The organism is Acinetobacter sp. IK31, assembly GCF_035615195.1.
GTDB lineage: Bacteria > Pseudomonadota > Gammaproteobacteria > Pseudomonadales > Moraxellaceae > Acinetobacter > Acinetobacter calcoaceticus_C.
Genome location: NZ_JANBOB010000002.1, coordinates 42682 through 60378, shown reverse-complemented (window position 1 = coordinate 60378; position 17697 = coordinate 42682). Strand labels below are relative to the sequence as shown.

The following is a 17697-nucleotide window of genomic DNA, read 5'->3' as shown; positions in this document are numbered from 1 at the left end:
TACCCACAAAATATTTTATGGACAACAAATATAACCAATAGGATGAAAATATCATGAACCTCCACAGCTTGAATTTCGGTCTAGATGAAACTTTAATTGCGCTTCAAGATTCAGTAGCCGCATTTTGTGCAAAGGAAATTGCACCAATTGCCCAACAAGTTGATCAAGACAACAAATTCCCTGCACATCTCTGGAAAAAATTCGGAGATATGGGCCTTTTAGGTATGACGGTTTCTGAAGAATATGGCGGTGCCAATATGGGTTACTTAGCTCATATTATTGCCTTACAAGAAATTTCTCGTGCTTCGGCAGCCATTGGCCTCTCTTACGGTGCTCATTCTAATTTATGTGTAAACCAAATTAATCGAAACGGTAACGAGCAACAAAAACAGAAATATTTACCAAAACTGATTTCTGGCGAATATGTAGGTGCCCTTGCTATGTCTGAACCCAATGCTGGTTCTGATGTGGTTAGCATGAAATTACGTGCTGAGCAAAAAGGTGATCATTTCGTTTTGAATGGTTCAAAAATGTGGATCACAAACGGCGGTGATGCAGATGTACTTGTAGTTTATGCAAAAACTGACCCTAAAGCTGGTGCAAAAGGTATGACTGCTTTTTTAGTTGAAAAAGGCATGAAGGGCTTTAGTCACGGTAACCATTTAGACAAGTTAGGTATGCGTGGCTCTAACACTTACCCACTGTTTTTTGACAATGTGGAAGTGCCTGCTGAAAACGTACTTGGTGGCGTGGGTAATGGTACAAAAGTACTCATGAGTGGTTTGGACTATGAACGTGCAGTTTTAAGTGCCGGCCCTTTAGGTATTATGGATGCCTGTCTAGATGTGGTAATTCCATATTTGCATCAACGCGAACAGTTTGGTCAGGCTTTAGGTGAATTCCAGCTTATGCAAGGCAAACTTGCCGATATGTATTCAACTTGGTTGGCATGTAAAGCATTAGTTTATGCGGTTGGTGCTGCTTGTGACAAAGCCGACCATGACCGCAGCCTACGTAAAGATGCTGCAAGTGCCATTTTATATTCTGCTGAAAAAGCCACATGGATGGCAGGCGAAGCAATCCAGAGTTTAGGCGGTAATGGTTACATCAATGAATTCCCTGCTGGTCGTTTATGGCGTGATGCAAAACTTTATGAAATTGGTGCTGGAACTTCTGAAATTCGCCGCATGCTCATTGGCCGCGAACTCTTCAATGAAACCAAATAATAATTATAAATAAGGACGCATCTTATGAACCAATTACAAAGCAAGATTAATGTTCGAAGTGAAGACTTCAAAACAAACCAGCAAGCCATGCAAACATTGGTCACAGATCTAAACCAAGTTGCCCAGCGTATTGCTTTAGGTGGTGGTGAAAATGCCCGTCAAAAACATTTGGCTAGAGGGAAACTTCTACCCCGTGAACGTATTGATCAACTGATTGATGTCGGAACGGCATTTTTAGAAATTGGTCAATTGGCAGCGTACAACGTTTACGAAGATGATGTTCCTGCCGCGGGTGTAATTGCAGGTATTGGTCAGGTGAACGGCGTAACTTGCATGATCGTTGCCAACGATGCAACGGTTAAAGGCGGAACGTATTACCCACTTACGGTTAAAAAGCATTTACGCGCCCAAGAAATTGCCGAACAAAATCACTTGCCTTGTATTTATTTGGTGGACTCAGGTGGCGCCTATTTACCAATGCAAGATGAGGTTTTCCCTGACCGCGATCACTTCGGGCGTATTTTCTATAATCAGGCACGTATGTCGAGCCTAGGTATTGCCCAAATTGCTGTCGTAATGGGAAGCTGTACCGCAGGTGGTGCGTATGTACCTGCCATGTCTGATGAAACCATTATTGTACGTAATCAAGGCACCATTTTCTTAGGCGGTCCTCCTCTGGTAAAAGCTGCAACTGGTGAAGTAGTGAGCAGTGAAGACTTAGGCGGTGGTGATGTACACACACGTCTTTCAGGTGTGGCTGACCATTTAGCAGAAAATGATGAACATGCGATTGCGATTGCACGGAACATTGTCGCGAACTTAAATAAAAAGCCAAATGATTTAAACAAGCAAATTGATGAACCACTTTTTGACGCATCTGAACTCTATGGTGTGGTGCCAAGTGACGCACGTAAGCCTTTTGATATTCGTGAAGTGATTGCTCGCATTGTAGATGGTTCGCGTTTTGATGAGTTTAAAGCACGTTTTGGCTCAACCCTCATTACTGGTTTTGCGTCGCTTTATGGTATGCCAGTCGGGATTATTGCCAATAACGGGATTTTATTTTCAGAGTCTGCACAAAAAGGTGCACACTTTATTGAACTTTGCACACAGCGCAATATTCCATTGTTATTTTTGCAAAACATTACTGGTTTTATGGTGGGGCGCCAGTACGAAAATGAAGGGATTGCAAAAAATGGCGCTAAACTGGTCATGGCAGTTGCAACCGCAAATGTACCAAAACTCACCCTGATTATTGGCGGTTCATTTGGTGCAGGTAACTACGGTATGTGCGGACGCGCTTATTCACCACGCTTTTTATGGACTTGGCCGAACTCTCGTATTTCAGTGATGGGCGGCGAACAAGCAGCCAGCGTACTTTCAACTTTAAAACGCGATCAAATTGAGCAAAAAGGTGCCGAGTGGTCAGCTCAACAAGAAGATGAGTTTAAACAACCCATTCGTGAGCAATACGAGCGCCAAGGCCATCCATATTATGCTTCTGCCCGCCTTTGGGATGACGGTGTAATTGACCCAGCTCAAACCCGTCAAGTACTTGGTTTAAGCCTTGCTGCTGCCATGAATGCCCCTATCCAGCCAACCAAATTTGGCGTGTTCCGCATGTAAGAGGTGTATATGAGCTATCAATTTTTACAACTCGAACAACAAGGTCAAGTTGCCTATGTTTGGCTGAATCGCCCTGAACTGCACAATGCTTTCAATACCACAGTGATTGAAGAGCTACATGCCTGCTTTAATCAAATTAATACACGTGATGATATTCGTGTTCTGGTTTTAGCGGGTCGTGGCAAAAGTTTTTCGGCAGGCGCTGACCTGAATTGGATGAAACAGGCAGGTCAAGCATCTTCAGCAGAAAATGAAGCAGATGCTCTAAAACTCGCGCAAATGTTAGATGCACTTGCAACGCTTAAACAGCCAACTATTGCCCGTGTTCATGGCATTGCCTTTGGTGGCGGTATGGGCTTGGCATCGGCTTGTGATATTTGCATTGCCAGTACAGATGCCAAATTTGCAACTTCTGAGGTTCGTTTAGGACTTGCCCCATCTACGATTAGTCCCTATGTGATTCGTGCGATTGGTGCAAGACAAGCCTCTCGTTACTTCTTAACTGCTGAGCGTATTTCGGCACGTGACGCCAAACAAATTGGCTTGGCACATGAAGTCGCAGATGCGGAAGACTTAGACAGAAAAGTTCAAGAAATTATTGATGCTCTATTACTTGGTGGACCCCACGCTCAGGCTGCATCAAAACAACTCATTCAAATGGTGAGCAACCAATCTATGAGTAATGATTTGCTACAACAGACGGCGCATCATATTGCTCAAGTTCGTCAAGGTGCCGAGGCAAAAGAAGGTCTGAGTGCCTTTTTAAATAAGCAACAGCCTGCGTGGACTGCCACCTCAAATAACAACAATTAAGGACGATCATTATGTTTGAAAAGATTTTAATTGCGAACCGTGGTGAAATTGCCTGCCGTGTAATTCGTACCGCAAAAAAACTGGGTATCGCTACAGTTGCTGTTTATTCAGACGCAGACGCAAATGCACAACACGTCAAACTTGCAGATGAAGCGATTTACATTGGTCAGTCACCTGCAACGCAAAGTTATTTACAAGCTGACCACATTATTCAAGCTGCCATTGATACAGGTAGCCAAGCGATCCATCCGGGCTACGGCTTTTTATCCGAAAATGACCAGTTTGCACTTGCTTGCCAGCAACACAATATTTGCTTTATTGGCCCGCCAGTCGATGCCATTTTAGCTATGGGTTTAAAAGCCACGTCTAAAGCTTTAATGGAAAAAGCAGGCGTCCCTTTAACACCGGGTTATCACGGAACCAACCAAGATGCCGACTTTTTAAAACAACAGGCAGACCAAATTGGCTATCCAGTTTTAATTAAAGCCAGTGCTGGCGGTGGTGGCAAAGGCATGAGTTTGGTTGAGCGCAGTGAAGATTTTCTGCATGCCTTAGCCTCGTGTAAACGTGAAGCCAAATCAAGTTTTGGTAATGATGATGTCTTGATTGAACGCTATGTGATTCAACCGCGTCATATTGAAGTACAAGTGTTTGGTGACACACATGGCAACTATGTTCATTTATTTGAGCGCGACTGCTCTGTGCAACGTCGTCACCAAAAAGTGCTAGAAGAAGCCCCTGCTCCACAAATGCCGAGCGAAAAGCTTGATGCAATGCGTCAAGCTGCAATTGATGCTGCTCGTGCCGTAGATTATGTCGGTGCAGGTACGGTCGAGTTTATTGTGGAACAAGATGGTACGGCGTATTTCATGGAAATGAATACCCGTTTACAAGTCGAGCACCCAGTGACTGAAATGATTACCGGTGAAGACTTGGTTGAATGGCAACTTCGCGTAGCTTATGGCGAACCTTTACCAAAACTACAGAACGAATTGCAGATTCACGGGCATGCGCTCGAAGCACGAATCTATGCCGAAGAACCTGAAAAAGGCTTTTTACCTGCAATTGGTAAAATTGACTATTTGCACTACCCAACTCAAAACCAATATGTGCGTGTAGACAGCGGTATTGTTGAAGGCGACGAAATCACGACGTATTACGACCCTATGATTGCCAAACTCATTGTATGGGGTAAAAATCGTGAAGCTGCACTCATTCAAATGCAACATGCCTTAAGTCAATTCCATGTTGACGGTTTAGGGAACAACATTGCATTTCTTGAAAAGATTGTTCGCAGCGACTCATTCAAACAAGCCAAGCTTGATACCAACCTGATTCAACGCGAACAAAACTTCTTGTTTAGCCCTGAAGAGATCAAACCAGAACTTGTGGTGGCAGCAGCATTTATTGAGTTTTTAAGTAAACTTAACAACAACAGCTCAAGCCAAAAACAGCTTTGGCAGGCTCAACCGCTATGGCGTTTAAATATTACCTATCAGCACAGTATTAAACTGAACTATTTAAACCAAAATTTCCAAATCAAATTTGCCTCAAATGAGCACGGTTTTACCGCAGAATATAACGGACAAAGCTACCCTATTTCTGGTCAATTGATTGATTCACATACTGCCTCTGTTCAAATTGATGGTACTAAGCAAAAGCTATCTTTTAATCAAAGTCAGCAAGGCATTACGCTATTCCAAAATGGGCAAAGCTATAAGTTTGCTTATATTCGCCAAGACTTTAATCAGGCAGATAGCCAAGCCGATGAAGGCCACTTAAAAGCACCAATGCCGGGTGTAGTCACGCAAGTTCTGGTGAGTGCAAATCATAACGTGAAAAAAGACGATATTTTAATGACGCTTGAAGCCATGAAAATGGAATACACCATCCGCGCCCCTAAAGATGGCGTGATTGTAGACTCCTATTTCCAAGTTGGCGATCAAGTCAAAGCTGGCGATGAGCTTGTGGAATTTCAGCCTGCTCAGGAGGAAGTTGCATGAGTGAGTTTGTCAAAATTGTGGAGGTCGGCCCCAGAGACGGCCTCCAAAATGAAAAGCAGGCTTTAACGGTTGAACAACGCTTAAACTTCGTTAATGACTTGATAAATGCAGGTCTGAAATCAATTGAAGTGGGTTCATGCGTTTCGGCAAAATGGGTGCCGCAAATGGCTCAAAGTGATGAGCTATTTAAGCGGTTACCGCAGACCACAGATGTGCAATTTAGTCTGCTTACTCCAAATATCAAAGGTTTTGAGACGGCTCAAGCGGTAGGATGCAAAGAGATTGCGGTTTTTACCGCAGCTTCTGAAAGCTTTACCCGTAAAAATATTAACTGCTCTATTGATGAAAGCTTTGAAAAATTTAGCGATGTCATGACCGTAGCGAAAGCACAGAACATACGTGTGCGTGGTTATGTCTCTTGTATTGTCGATTGCCCTTATGAAGGTGCGATTGCACCTGAGCAAGTGGTGAAAGTCGTTAAACGGCTCTATGACATGGGCTGCTATGAAGTGTCTTTAGGTGAGACCATTGGCACCGCAACGCCAGATCGAGTTCAAAAGGTTTGGCAAGCGTGCCTCTCTGAACTAGACAGCAAGATTTTGGCAGGACATTTTCACAATACCTATGGCATGGCAATTGCCAATATTTATCAGTCTTTACAACAAGGCATTCGCGTTTTTGATTCATCCCTTGCGGGACTTGGCGGTTGCCCTTATGCCAAAGGTGCTTCTGGCAATGTATCCACCGAAGATCTGTTCTATTTGCTGTCACACATGGGCTTTGAGACTGGTATCGACTTAGAAAAGTTAATGCAAGCCAGCCAAAATATTAGCAATGTATTAAACCGAAAAAGCTTGTCGAATTATGCAAATGCCTATTGGCAGACAAAGTGTGCGTAACAATAAATTCAATAATTAAAATAGCTCAGTATCTGGTATGAGGCTGAATATATTAGGCTGAGTACCAGATCATCGCGTCTACTTTCTATCTCATTCTATTCATGAATTGGGACTAAATTTCTTTATGCAATTTATTTAAAATTTTGAATTAATCTTTGTATTAAATGCCTCTCTCAACAGAAGCATTCTCTACCCTATTTTTATTCTAATCAGTCTTATTCTTCATCCTTTTTATACCTTAGTTTTTAAATACTGATCTCATTATTTATAAAAATAAGATGCATCCATTTCAATTCTTGGCGAAATATATTCTTCCACCCAGTCCAACCATGCGCGTGTTTTTGCATCAATAAAATGGCGTGAAGGCAATAAGGTATAAACCCCAATATCGGGCGAACGCCACTCTGGCAAGATATGGCATAATCTTCCATTCTGAACTGCTTCTAATGCCGAAAACATCGGTAATAAGGCCACTCCCATGTCCTGTTGCACCACATCTAATAATAACTCTGGGTTATCTGCAATGAGTTGCCCACCAATATCAATTTGGTATGACTCACCTTTTGCATTTAACAAGTGCCAATCTGCTGTAATCGATGGGTTTACCAAGCGTAAACAGGCATGATTTTTTAAATCTTCTGGTGACTCAGGTTTTCCATGTTTCTCTAAGTACGCAGGTGAAGCACATAAAACAGAAAAAATAGTGCCTATTCTGCGAGCAACAAAGCGGGAATCTGTCAAAGATTCAGTGAGATAGAGACTTACATCCACCCCTTTCGCCAACAGATCTGGAACGTACTGCGATGTCGTATATTCAACCGTTAACTCTGGATAATTTTTGCAAAATTCGGCCATGACTGGAAAAACATAGTGATGCCCAAAGCTTCCCATACTTAATACCCGTAAACGTCCTTTAGGTTTTGAAGCGGTTCCAGCGACTTCTGATTCAGCCTCATCCACCATTGAAATGACTTGTCGACAACGTTCCGCATAAGCCGCACCAATATCGGTCAGTGCCTGTTGGCGCGTCGATCGTTGTATGAGTTTTGTACCTAAACGTGTTTCTAGCTCGCTGATAAGACGTGAAACCTGTGCTGTGGTCAGATCCATCTGCTCAGCTGCTGCCGTGAAACTCCCGCTATCAATCACTTTCAGGAATGCATGCATTGCATGCAAAAGTCCACCATCGAGATTTTTGCGCATAACGTAAATATCTTTTCCTAAATTACGGATTGTTGCACCAGTTTAGATCAACCACAATGACTAAATGTACATACATTGGCACTAATTCTTTTTAAGAAGAGGAACCGATCTTTTTTTATTTTGTATGTCACTTGCTCCAAATATTCAACTGGATGTTGAAAAAAGAAAGTAGTTCGAACTACTAAAAATTCTAAGGAGATATAAATGAACATCGCTACAAAAGTCACTCCAAATATTATTGCAACAAAGGATGTGTCACTTGAAGATAAATATATAAGTGATAACGGTACAGCATATATGACTGGCATTCAGGCGCTTGTTCGCTTGCCTCTTGCCCAGACTCGCCGTGATGCAATCAATGGCTATCATACTGCTGGTTTTATTTCTGGTTATCGCGGTTCCCCTGTTGGTAACTATGATAGTTTCCTTTGGCAAGTTGAAGGATTACTTAAATCCCATAATGTCGTATTTCAACCTGGTGTAAATGAAGACTTAGCTGCTACTGCCATTTGGGGCACCCAACAAGTTAACCTTTCAGGTCAAGGCAAATATGATGGAGTGTCTTCTTGGTGGTATGGCAAAGGCCCAGGTGTTGACCGTTCAGGCGATGTGCTCCGTCATGCTAACTTAGCTGGTACCTCTGAACGTGGTGGTGTGGTTGCCTTATTTGGTGATGACCACTCTTGTAAATCTTCTACAATCCCTCACCAATCAGAACATGTCATGATTGGTTGCGGTATTCCAATTTTTTATCCAACATCCGTTCAACAGATTTTAGATTTTGGTGTTCATGCCATTGCAGTTTCACGTTTTTCTGGCCTATGGTCTTCAATGAAACTGGTCAGTGAAATTGTGGAAACTTCCGCTTCAGTTCATGTTGATCTAAACCGAGTCACCCCAGTTATACCAGAAGATGTCGATTTCCCTGCCGACGGCGTTAATATTCGTTGGCCAGACCACGGCATTCAGCAAGAAGAACGTCTTTATAAATATCGCTTACCTGCTGTTTTGGCTTATGCCCGCGCGAATAAAATCAATACCGTAACATGGCCTTGTGAAAATGCCCGTATCGGTATTGCCGCAAGTGGTAAAGGTTATTTAGATACAATTGAAGCCTTACGCATTTTAGGTATTGAAGATGAAACTGCCCAACAGCTTGGGCTACGTGTTTACCAAGTTGGAATGATTTGGCCTTTAGAACCACAAGGTGTTCGTGAATTTGCAGAAGGTTTGCAAGAACTGATTGTCATTGAAGAAAAACGGCCAATTATTGAAGCACAAATTAAAGATGAGCTGTACTCACTTCCTGATGGCAAACGTCCACATGTGATTGGTAAAGCAACTGATGGTAAAGGTGAATGGAGTACCTCTATTGAAGAAGCACCGCTCATTGGTCACTATGAGTTTCAGCCTGAACCTATTGCAAAAATGCTGGCTACTCGCTTCTTAAAACTAGATATTCCAGAAAACTTAAAAGTACAAATTCAAAATAGAATCGACTTACTGCTAAAAGCAGAGCAAGAATCAAAACGTGTAATCGATCTAGCTGAGCGTAAACCTTATTTCTGTAGTGGGTGCCCACATAACTCATCAACTGTAGTCCCTGAAGGTAGCCGAGCACTGGGTGGTATTGGTTGTCACTATATTGCTGTTTCGCTTGACCGTGGTACCGAAACCTTCTCTCAAATGGGCGGTGAAGGTGTAAGCTGGGTGGGTGCATCGCACTTTACTAATGAAAAACATATTTTCGCGAACCTTGGTGATGGAACCTATTTCCACTCGGGTTACTTAGCAATCCGTCAATCTATCGCTGCAAAAACTAATATTACCTACAAAATCCTCTACAACGATGCTGTCGCTATGACGGGTGGTCAACATGTAGATGGGCATTTGAGCGTTGCACAATTAACTCGCCAACTCGATGCCGAAGGTATTAAAAAACAAGTCATTGTGACTGATGAAGTTAAACTGTTAAACGAAGAAGATGGTATTGCACCAGGTGTAGAAATTCGCCACCGCAATGAACTTGATGCTGTTCAACGTGAATTGCGTGAAGTTTCAGGTGTTACCGCTTTAATTTATGTACAAACTTGTGCAAGTGAAAAACGCCGTCGCCGTAAACGTGATGCCTACCCTGACCCAGCTGAGCGTTTATACATTAACAGTGATATTTGCGAAGGCTGTGGCGACTGTTCGAAAAAATCAAACTGTTTATCTATCGAACCTGTAGAAACAGCTTTAGGTACTAAACGTCAAATTAACCAAAGTAGTTGTAATAAAGACTTCACTTGTGCCGAAGGGTTCTGTCCAAGTTTTGTGACGGTTCATACACGTGATATGAAACGTCCAGCAAAATTTGAAGGAATTGGCGCAGGCTGGCCGACATCACCAATCATTCCTCAGTTATATGATGTTCCAAGTCGTATTATGGTCGGTGGTATTGGTGGTACAGGTGTTGTAACTATTGGTGCCCTCCTTGGTATGGCCGCTCACTTAGAAGGCAAAGCGACACGTGTTATGGACATGGCTGGACTTGCTCAAAAAGGCGGTACGGTTTATTCATATGTACAACTTGCAGCAAGTGATGATCAAATTTCCTCTACCAAAATTCCGGCAGGACAATGTGAATTACTCATTGGTGCCGATGCTGTAGTCGCGGGTGGTACTGCAGCTCTTTCTCGCTTAAGAGATGATGCTTTAGTCATTGTTAATGAAGACAGCACGCCTACTTCTGAATTTATTAAATCTCGTGACTGGTTTGCACCGATTACCGATTTAATTGATCGTCTTCGTGGTCATGTTCATCAAGGTCAACTGGTTTCTCTACCAGCCGCTCGTATTGCAACACAACTAATGGGCGATGCAATCTATACCAACCAGATATTACTCGGTATGGCATGGCAATCTGGCCGCATCCCGCTATTACGTGAAAGTATTGAAAAAGCAATTAAGTTAAATGGTACGGCAGTTGAAAAGAACCTTGAAGCTTTCCGTGTGGGTTGTCACCTCGCAAGTGATCCGACTTTAGCTGCACGTTTACTCGCAGCAATGCCAAAAACCAAAACACCGCAAACCTTGGCTGAACTTATTGACGACCGCTCTGCTCGTCTTACAGAATATTGGAATGACGCTTACGCAACTAAATACCGTACCCTTGTAGAACTGGCTGCTAAAAAGTTACCAGAAGAATTAACTGGCACCATCGCAACTCAGTTATACAGAGTCATGGCGTATAAAGATGAATATGAAGTTGCACGTTTGTTAACAGGCAAAAGCTTCAAAGAATCGATTGAAACACAGTTCGGCAAAGGCTTACGTTTAACATACCATCTTGCTCCACCAGCGTTACTCGGTGGCCTGAAAAATGTGCGTAAACGTGCGTTTGGTTACTGGATGCGCTTCCCAATGATGATGCTTGCTCGCTTGCAATGGCTTCGTGAAACTTTCCTTGATCCATTTGCGCGTCAAGAAGAGCGTCAACATGAACAAGCATGGCGTGACCGTTATATCGCATTTGTTGAAGCACTTATTGAAGCTCCAGAAAATCATAACTTGGCTGTTGCTGAAGAAATTGCAAAATTACCAGCAGAAGTTCGTGGCTATGGACATATCAAAATGAAAGCAATGGACGCTGCAAAAGTACGTTGGGATGAACTTACACCAACACTGATTAAAGTTCGTAGCTAAGAAATTGCTTAAAAATTAAATCTTAAAATAAAAAAGTCATCCTCAGGGATGACTTTTTTATGGGTTCAAATATTTATTTGGTCATCTTACGTAAAGTTAAAATCTGCTCGCTTCTTCCAAATGGACCATAGAGGTCATGTAAAACTGCACTTGTTAAGCCAATGCCATCCGATCCATATTGCTGAACAGTTTCCAAACCTAACCATTTACCTTGCGGATAACGATGCATGTGAATTTGCAAATCAAGATTTGGAAACCCCCACATAAATTCACCTTCTTGTCTTGGTACAATTCCGTTTGCGGTATCCACCATTCCAATTAAGTGTGCGAAATCTGTGGTCGGCTGCCCTTCAACCATTTCTTTATCATTATTTAGCCAAACAATGCCTTTACCAGCGCGATACTCATCATCAATTTTTGTCACTAGTGTTTGAATAAAACCACCCGGCCATCTTTTCATACCCTTCCACTCTGTAAAAGAGTCCGGATGATGAACTGGCTGATCTTCAAGCCCGGCAATATCGGAACTGTCTTGAGTACACATTCGCCATGCTCTGGCAACAATACAAGTTTTACCTTGTGCTTGCATTTCAGCTTCAATCAGCTCAATTGTTTTTCCAGCACGAATCACTTGGGTCTTAATCGTAAATTCACCAAATGCAATAAGACCGAAAATATCAAAACTAATTCGACCAATTCGCATATCTTGTCGTGGTGAAAACTGCTCTAACTCCGCTGCGATTACTCCACTTGCGGGTGCCATATGCTGTTCATGAGGGTTCCAAGCCCCTTGTGCATGAACAGTTGAGCAATAATGAGCAATGACTTCACCTTGAGGACCAATTGATCTATTCAGTAATTGATAATAAGCATTCATGATTTTCTTTCCTTAGTCCTTATCAAACATCAATATTTAATGAAAGTTCACGTTTTAATGCTTATATTAGTGATCTATTCCTTTGGCTAAATTGGTTTTTCCTACCAAAAACTCATGAGTCTAAAGTTACAAATTTAATCAATGGGTAAAATTCCAAATGAAAATCCCGCCCATTGACTCTCAAAAACTACTATTAATTAAAATGCAAAATCTTCTTGATCAAGCTCCATAACAGATTCAGCCCCCGACTCAATTGCAGCTGCATGGCTTTGGGTACGATGCAAAAGTTTTTGATAGAAAAACTTAGCTGTACTTAGTTTCGCTTTATAAAAAGCTTCCTCTTGTGTACCCGCCTCTAATTTTTCATGGGCAACTTGAGCCATTCGAACCCAAAGATAGGCAAACACGACGTAACTCGAAAAATAAAGATAATCTATAGAAGCAGCACCAATTTCTTCGGGGTTGTGCTTTGCTTTTTCGGCAATTGTTTTAGTGAGCGATAACCATTGTTGCTTAAGTTCACCTAATTTTTCTAAATAAGGTTTCAGCACTTCATTGGATTGATATTGAATAATGAATTGATCAATTAGATCCGTCATATTCTTTAAGAGCTTGCCTTCCGACTTTAGAACTTTGCGTGCAAGCAAATCTAAAGACTGAATTTCGGTTGTTCCTTCATATAATGTTGAAATGCGTGCATCGCGTACAATTTGCTCCATTCCATGCTCAACAATAAACCCATGCCCGCCAAACACCTGAACACCATGTTTTGCAGACTCATTACCAGACTCAGTTAGAAAAGCTTTAGCAATAGGTGTTAAAAAAGCCAGTAGATTATCGGACTGTTTTTGCTGTTCTTGATCGGCTGAACTTTCGACAATGTCTACATGTTGAGCTAGAAAATAAGCCAGCGCACGTCCACCTTCAGCAAATGCTTTTTGTGTCATTAACATTGAACGCACGGCAGGATGCACAATAATCGGATCGGCATTCTTTTCTGGATATTTTGGACCAGATAATGAACGCATGGCGAGGCGTTCTTTGGCATAACTTAATGCGCCTTGAAATGAAATTTCAGAAGCAGCGAGCCCTTGTACTGCCGTTCCAATACGTGCCGTATTCATAAAGGTAAACATACAATTAAGCCCACGATTTTCCGGACCAATCAAATAACCTTGAGCACCATCAAAATTAAGTACACAGGTGGCATTTCCGTGAATACCCATTTTATGTTCAATGGCACTACAGACGACCTGATTGCGCTCTTGCAAATTACCTTCATCGTCTACATTAAATTTAGGCACGATAAACAAAGAAATACCTTTTGTGCCTGAGGGTGCCTGAGGTAGTCGAGCTAAAACAATATGAATAATATTTTCAGAAAGATCGTGTTCACCTGCCGATATAAAAATCTTTTCCCCAGTAATTGAGTAACTACCATCCGGATTTGGTTCAGCCTTAGTTCTAATTAAACCAAGGTCCGAGCCCGCATGTGATTCGGTTAAACACATGGTTCCAGTCCAGGTTCCACTAATTAACTTGGTTAAAAACTGCTGCTTTTGCTGTTCTGTTCCGTGGTGTTCAATTGTTCTCATCGCACCATGAGATAACCCTTGATACATTGCCCAAGCCCAGTTAGAACCACACAACATTTCAGAAATCGCAATGCGTAATAGAGTTGGTAAACCCTGCCCACCATATTCAGGGTCGGCGGTTAGTGAGGTAAACCCAAGTTCGGCATATTTTTGGTAGGCTTCTTTAAAACCTTTCGGTGTAGTCACTACGCCTTGATTTAAATGACACCCTTCTTGATCACCATTTTGATTAATAGGTGCCAATTCATTTTCACAGAAATCTGCTGCTGCCTCTAAATATTGATCAATTAATTCTCGATTTACGCTTTCCTGATATTTGCTTAACCGTTGGTAGTTCTCTTCTGTTTGAAGCATTTCATGCAGAACAAATTGCATATCACGTAATGGAGCTTTGTATAAAGGCATAGTTTTTTCCCTTTCACTTCACTGTCTGTTTCATGCAGGCAGATATGTTTTTCCTTAAATAGACTTTTATTTTTTCAACTCAACCAAAATATCAAAAAATTTCTTATAGCAAAACTAGTTTTCACTATTTTCATAAAATTTAATAAGTAAAAACATCCATTAAATATTTAAAATATTGTATTTAAATAAAATTATTAAATATACGGGTATAGAAATAAAAAATTGATTGTTATTTTAATTTTGTATTGCAAAATATTATTCCGTAAAAAATCAATTTATAGTATTGTTATTACATTGCTTAATCATCCAAGGACGATTTATGGATAGCCCGAAATACACAGGTCTTGAATTTTTAACAGCTTTAAAAAATGGCGAAGTTTCTCCATCGCCTATGGCTCACACCATCCCTATGCAACTAGTAGAAGTTTCCGAAGGTAAAGCCACTTATAAAGTTACCCCTAGAAAAGAACATCGAAATATACAAGGCGGTGTACATGGCGGCTTTTGCGCTACAGCTTTAGATACTGCTACCGGAAGTGCTGCGCATACTTTACTCGAACATGGTGTTGGTTATGGGACTATTGATTTGAATGTAAAGATGATTCGTCCCATGCAAGTTGATACGTCTTATTATGCTAAGGCCGAGTTGATTAATGCGGGGCGCAATATTATTAGTACCGAAGGTAAAATCGTGGATGAAAACGGAAAAGTGTATGCTTTTGCCACAGCCACATTAATGATTATTCGAAAATAAAAGTCGTGTTAAGCTCCTGCTTATGGAGCTTTTTCTTGCTTGGCAATTTTGTCCATTTCATAGAAATCTAAGCGATCAATCATAAAACTCACAATGGCTAGACTTATACCTAAGGCTACACAGGCTTCCCATCCCCAGTGTTTCCACGCATAAACTGCAATAAAAGAGCCCAAGGCCGCCCCACCGAAATAGAGCGTCATATAAATTGAGTTAATGCGAGAACGAGCCTGCGCGGAAATTCGATAAACCAGATTTTGGTTGAGTACATGAAATGCCGACAGCCCAAAGTAAGCCATAATTACGCCAACCGCATAGGCCACTAAAGATTGCTGTGCAAAAAATAGTGGTATCCATGCAGTAATTAATAAAACCATGCTAACCAGTGCAACTTTATTCTCAAGTCCCGCTGCAATTTTCTTACCTGCCCACGGTGTAGCAAACACCCCTGCTAACCCGACAATCCCAAATAGACCAATTTGGAAATCATTAAAATGATAAGGAGCATTGGCTAAAAGGAATGTCATGGTTGTAAAAATAAGGGCCAAAATACCAAAGCCAATTCCGCCAGCAAAACCACGGCGAAGCAGATGAGGTTGGTGTACCGCTAATGAAAATAATGAACTGTAAATTTGTAAAATATTGAGTTGATGAGATTTACGCGCAACTGGTAATTTTGACCACATGATCCAAGCAAAAACCAGAATGACGATGCCACTAATTAAATAAACGGCATGCCAAGACCAAACCGTAGAAAGTAAACCCGCAATAGAGCGCGCCAATAAAATTCCCAAGAACAAACCACTCATGAGAGTCCCAACAACTTGCGGGCTTTTTTTCGGACCTGCCAAACCTGCGGCGAAAGGAACCAAAACTTGAGTTGCAATAGAAAAGAATGTCGCTAAAAAGGTAAAGCCATATAACACTGGCAAGGTTTGGCTAAAAGAAAGCCCCACTTGCGCAAGCCCCGTACAACACATGAGCAAGCAAATATAACTACGCTTTTCAAAGAAATCACCGAGTGGAACCAATAGAAACAGACCTACCGCATAAGACAGTTGTCCAATCACAATGGTTAAAGCCACTTGCTCGGCATTAGCCTGCAAGGCTTTGGCAATTGAATAAATTAAAGGCTGGTTATAATAGTTCGAGCCCGCACAAATCCCGCATGTCATCGCCATGATAAAAATAAAGCTTTTTGACAAAATATTGTCTGCATCGGGTCGAACTATTTTTTCCATTTTTTAATTACGCCCTATTTTAAAATTTATACATCGACACAAAGTTTACACGCGATACATCAGCTGTTCTGCCATCAAAGACTTCTCGTTTACCTTGATGGTATTCCATGCCGATATCCATTTGTTCAATCGGTGAATAAAACACGTTAGCGGCATAGTCAGTTAAACGTTTATTGGCATCGGGATTGAGTTTTGCATAAGCCGTGTCATCATCATAATCAAACATTGAAGCCGATAAGTTTGCACGCCATTGCTCATTGAATTTATATGAATAACCAATATTTACGCTATTCAACTTATTCATAACCAAATCTGTTTTTTCTTCATTTAAAGAAAAATCACCCGCAGCATTTAAACTTGTCGAATTTGCCAAGCCACTTTGCGTGGTGTACGGCATAAATTTTTGATCACCAACAATATATTGATAATTTGCTTGCACCGATTGCTGTGGCGTTAATTGGTATTTTAACCCGCCGCCTGCGCCCCAACTTACTTTCTTAACTGTTGAGGTGGCTACATCTGCTGACTTCTCATTAATAAAACCTTGAGCCAGTGCGGTTAAAGGTCCTTGTTTAAAGGTATAGCGTCCGGTTAAAGTTGGAAAAGCTGAGACTCGGGAACCTGTATATTCTAGAGCCACTTTTAAATCATTATTGGCATCAATTTTCCAGTCATAGCGAATTTGCGGAGTCCGTGTATAAGAAGTTCCCACAAATTGTGTGTAATCCACAGATTCTGTACGTGTTTCCATGTTGGACATGAGTGACCATGTTTGACCGAATATCCAATCTTTATAAGTGAAAAATGCATGACGAATACGGAATTTACCATCACCCGTTCCCATGTTAGAGCTATCAAAGAAATCGGCTTCAATATTTCCCGTTACTGCTTTATTGGGACTATTAAAATAAACACCTAGTCGACTCGCATTAATCATGGCATCCGAACGCGCATGATTTGAACGTTTTTCACTTTCAAAAGGTGTGCGGTTTAAGCTACTTGTCGTTCTGCCTCCCGAATCAGGCGAAGATTTAAAATCGACCGCTGCATCAATACGAGCAATACCGTAAACCTTAACATTGTCGGTCCAAGTCACCCATGACGGAGCAATCGGCTTAGCTGTTTCAATGCTCTTATTCTTTTCGACATTTTCTTCAATTTGAGCCTGTTTGACCTGTAAATTATTTTGAGTTTCTTTTTGAGCGGCAAGGTCTGCTTTTAGCTTTTGTAGTTCGCTTTCGAGCAAATTAATTCTTTGTTCTGTCGTATCTGAAGAATTTGCAAAAATAGTCCCTGAGGCCGCAGCGCAAGCTGCAGCTAAAATTAATTTTTTCATCTTTTAATCCTTAAAGAAGCGTTTTTCCGTGTGTA

12 protein-coding genes are annotated in these 17697 nt (G+C 41.4%); 7 read left to right on the top strand and 5 right to left on the bottom strand.

Translation table 11 applies throughout. From position 1 onward, the window contains the following. Positions 1–53 precede the first annotated feature (53 nt). The 5 genes from MSG66_RS01100 to MSG66_RS01080 are packed head-to-tail and all read left to right on the top strand — an operon-like array spanning position 54 to position 6567. Positions 54–1226 (top strand): isovaleryl-CoA dehydrogenase, encoded by a 1173-nt coding sequence (locus MSG66_RS01100; RefSeq protein ID WP_324651618.1) that lies wholly within the window; start codon positions 54–56, stop codon positions 1224–1226. Between the two features lie 24 nt (positions 1227–1250). Beyond that, entirely contained in the window at positions 1251–2852 is a 1602-nt protein-coding gene (locus tag MSG66_RS01095) for a carboxyl transferase domain-containing protein (protein WP_324651616.1), read from the top strand. Positions 2853–2861: 9 nt separating this feature from the next. Continuing rightward, positions 2862–3665, top strand: coding sequence for an enoyl-CoA hydratase/isomerase family protein (locus MSG66_RS01090; RefSeq protein WP_324651614.1), 804 nt, complete (start codon positions 2862–2864; stop codon positions 3663–3665). An 11-nt stretch (positions 3666–3676) separates the two neighbouring features. Further along, on the top strand, positions 3677–5668 hold the full coding sequence (locus tag MSG66_RS01085) for an acetyl/propionyl/methylcrotonyl-CoA carboxylase subunit alpha (protein WP_324651612.1): 1992 nt from the start codon (positions 3677–3679) through the stop codon (positions 5666–5668). After that, positions 5665–6567: a hydroxymethylglutaryl-CoA lyase gene (locus MSG66_RS01080; protein ID WP_324651610.1), complete on the top strand. Its 903-nt coding sequence runs from the start codon at positions 5665–5667 to the stop codon at positions 6565–6567. The genes MSG66_RS01085 and MSG66_RS01080 overlap by 4 nt, the downstream gene beginning before the upstream one ends. Before the next feature lie 261 nt (positions 6568–6828). Here the strand turns inward: MSG66_RS01080 and MSG66_RS01075 are convergent, their stop codons facing one another. Beyond that, entirely contained in the window at positions 6829–7770 is a 942-nt protein-coding gene (locus MSG66_RS01075) for a LysR family transcriptional regulator (protein WP_042896715.1), read from the bottom strand. Between the two features lie 204 nt (positions 7771–7974). On the opposite strand from MSG66_RS01075, the gene MSG66_RS01070 reads away from it, so the two are divergent. Beyond that, positions 7975–11457 carry an indolepyruvate ferredoxin oxidoreductase family protein gene (locus MSG66_RS01070; RefSeq protein ID WP_324651607.1) on the top strand — a complete coding sequence of 1161 codons (3483 nt, stop codon included), beginning with the start codon at positions 7975–7977 and terminating at the stop codon, positions 11455–11457. Between the two features lie 73 nt (positions 11458–11530). On the opposite strand, the gene MSG66_RS01065 is transcribed toward MSG66_RS01070, so the two are convergent. Then, complete coding sequence (locus MSG66_RS01065) at positions 11531–12334, bottom strand: thioesterase family protein (protein ID WP_324651605.1); 804 nt, start codon at positions 12332–12334, stop codon at positions 11531–11533. 197 nt (positions 12335–12531) lie between these two features. After that, positions 12532–14334 carry an acyl-CoA dehydrogenase C-terminal domain-containing protein gene (locus MSG66_RS01060; protein ID WP_324651603.1) on the bottom strand — a complete coding sequence of 601 codons (1803 nt, stop codon included), beginning with the start codon at positions 14332–14334 and terminating at the stop codon, positions 12532–12534. Positions 14335–14638: 304 nt separating this feature from the next. Between MSG66_RS01060 and MSG66_RS01055 the strand changes: the two genes are divergently transcribed. Further along, positions 14639–15088: a PaaI family thioesterase gene (locus tag MSG66_RS01055; RefSeq protein ID WP_324652357.1), complete on the top strand. Its 450-nt coding sequence runs from the start codon at positions 14639–14641 to the stop codon at positions 15086–15088. Positions 15089–15108: 20 nt separating this feature from the next. On the opposite strand, the gene MSG66_RS01050 is transcribed toward MSG66_RS01055, so the two are convergent. Both MSG66_RS01050 and dcaP read right to left on the bottom strand, forming a co-directional pair. After that, positions 15109–16326, bottom strand: a complete 1218-nt coding sequence (locus tag MSG66_RS01050; RefSeq protein WP_262471623.1) for an MFS transporter — start codon at positions 16324–16326, stop codon at positions 15109–15111. A gap of 19 nt (positions 16327–16345) precedes the next feature. Continuing rightward, positions 16346–17662, bottom strand: a complete 1317-nt coding sequence (gene dcaP / locus MSG66_RS01045) for an outer membrane trimeric porin-like protein DcaP (protein WP_324651600.1) — start codon at positions 17660–17662, stop codon at positions 16346–16348. Positions 17663–17697: the final 35 nt, after the last annotated feature.

Excerpts from the sequence above, each read along its gene's own strand:
- dcaP (WP_324651600.1), bottom strand. The coding sequence starts at position 17,662 with ATGAAAAAATTAATTTTAGCTGCAGCTTGCGCTGCGGCCTCAGGGACT.
- MSG66_RS01065 (WP_324651605.1), bottom strand. The coding sequence starts at position 12,334 with ATGAATGCTTATTATCAATTACTGAATAGATCAATTGGTCCTCAAGGT.
- MSG66_RS01100 (WP_324651618.1), top strand. The coding sequence starts at position 54 with ATGAACCTCCACAGCTTGAATTTCGGTCTAGATGAAACTTTAATTGCG.
- MSG66_RS01095 (WP_324651616.1), top strand. The coding sequence starts at position 1,251 with ATGAACCAATTACAAAGCAAGATTAATGTTCGAAGTGAAGACTTCAAA.
- MSG66_RS01085 (WP_324651612.1), top strand. The coding sequence starts at position 3,677 with ATGTTTGAAAAGATTTTAATTGCGAACCGTGGTGAAATTGCCTGCCGT.
- MSG66_RS01080 (WP_324651610.1), top strand. The coding sequence starts at position 5,665 with ATGAGTGAGTTTGTCAAAATTGTGGAGGTCGGCCCCAGAGACGGCCTC.
- MSG66_RS01075 (WP_042896715.1), bottom strand. The coding sequence starts at position 7,770 with ATGCGCAAAAATCTCGATGGTGGACTTTTGCATGCAATGCATGCATTC.
- MSG66_RS01060 (WP_324651603.1), bottom strand. The coding sequence starts at position 14,334 with ATGCCTTTATACAAAGCTCCATTACGTGATATGCAATTTGTTCTGCAT.
- MSG66_RS01070 (WP_324651607.1), top strand. The coding sequence starts at position 7,975 with ATGAACATCGCTACAAAAGTCACTCCAAATATTATTGCAACAAAGGAT.
- MSG66_RS01090 (WP_324651614.1), top strand. The coding sequence starts at position 2,862 with ATGAGCTATCAATTTTTACAACTCGAACAACAAGGTCAAGTTGCCTAT.
- MSG66_RS01050 (WP_262471623.1), bottom strand. The coding sequence starts at position 16,326 with ATGGAAAAAATAGTTCGACCCGATGCAGACAATATTTTGTCAAAAAGC.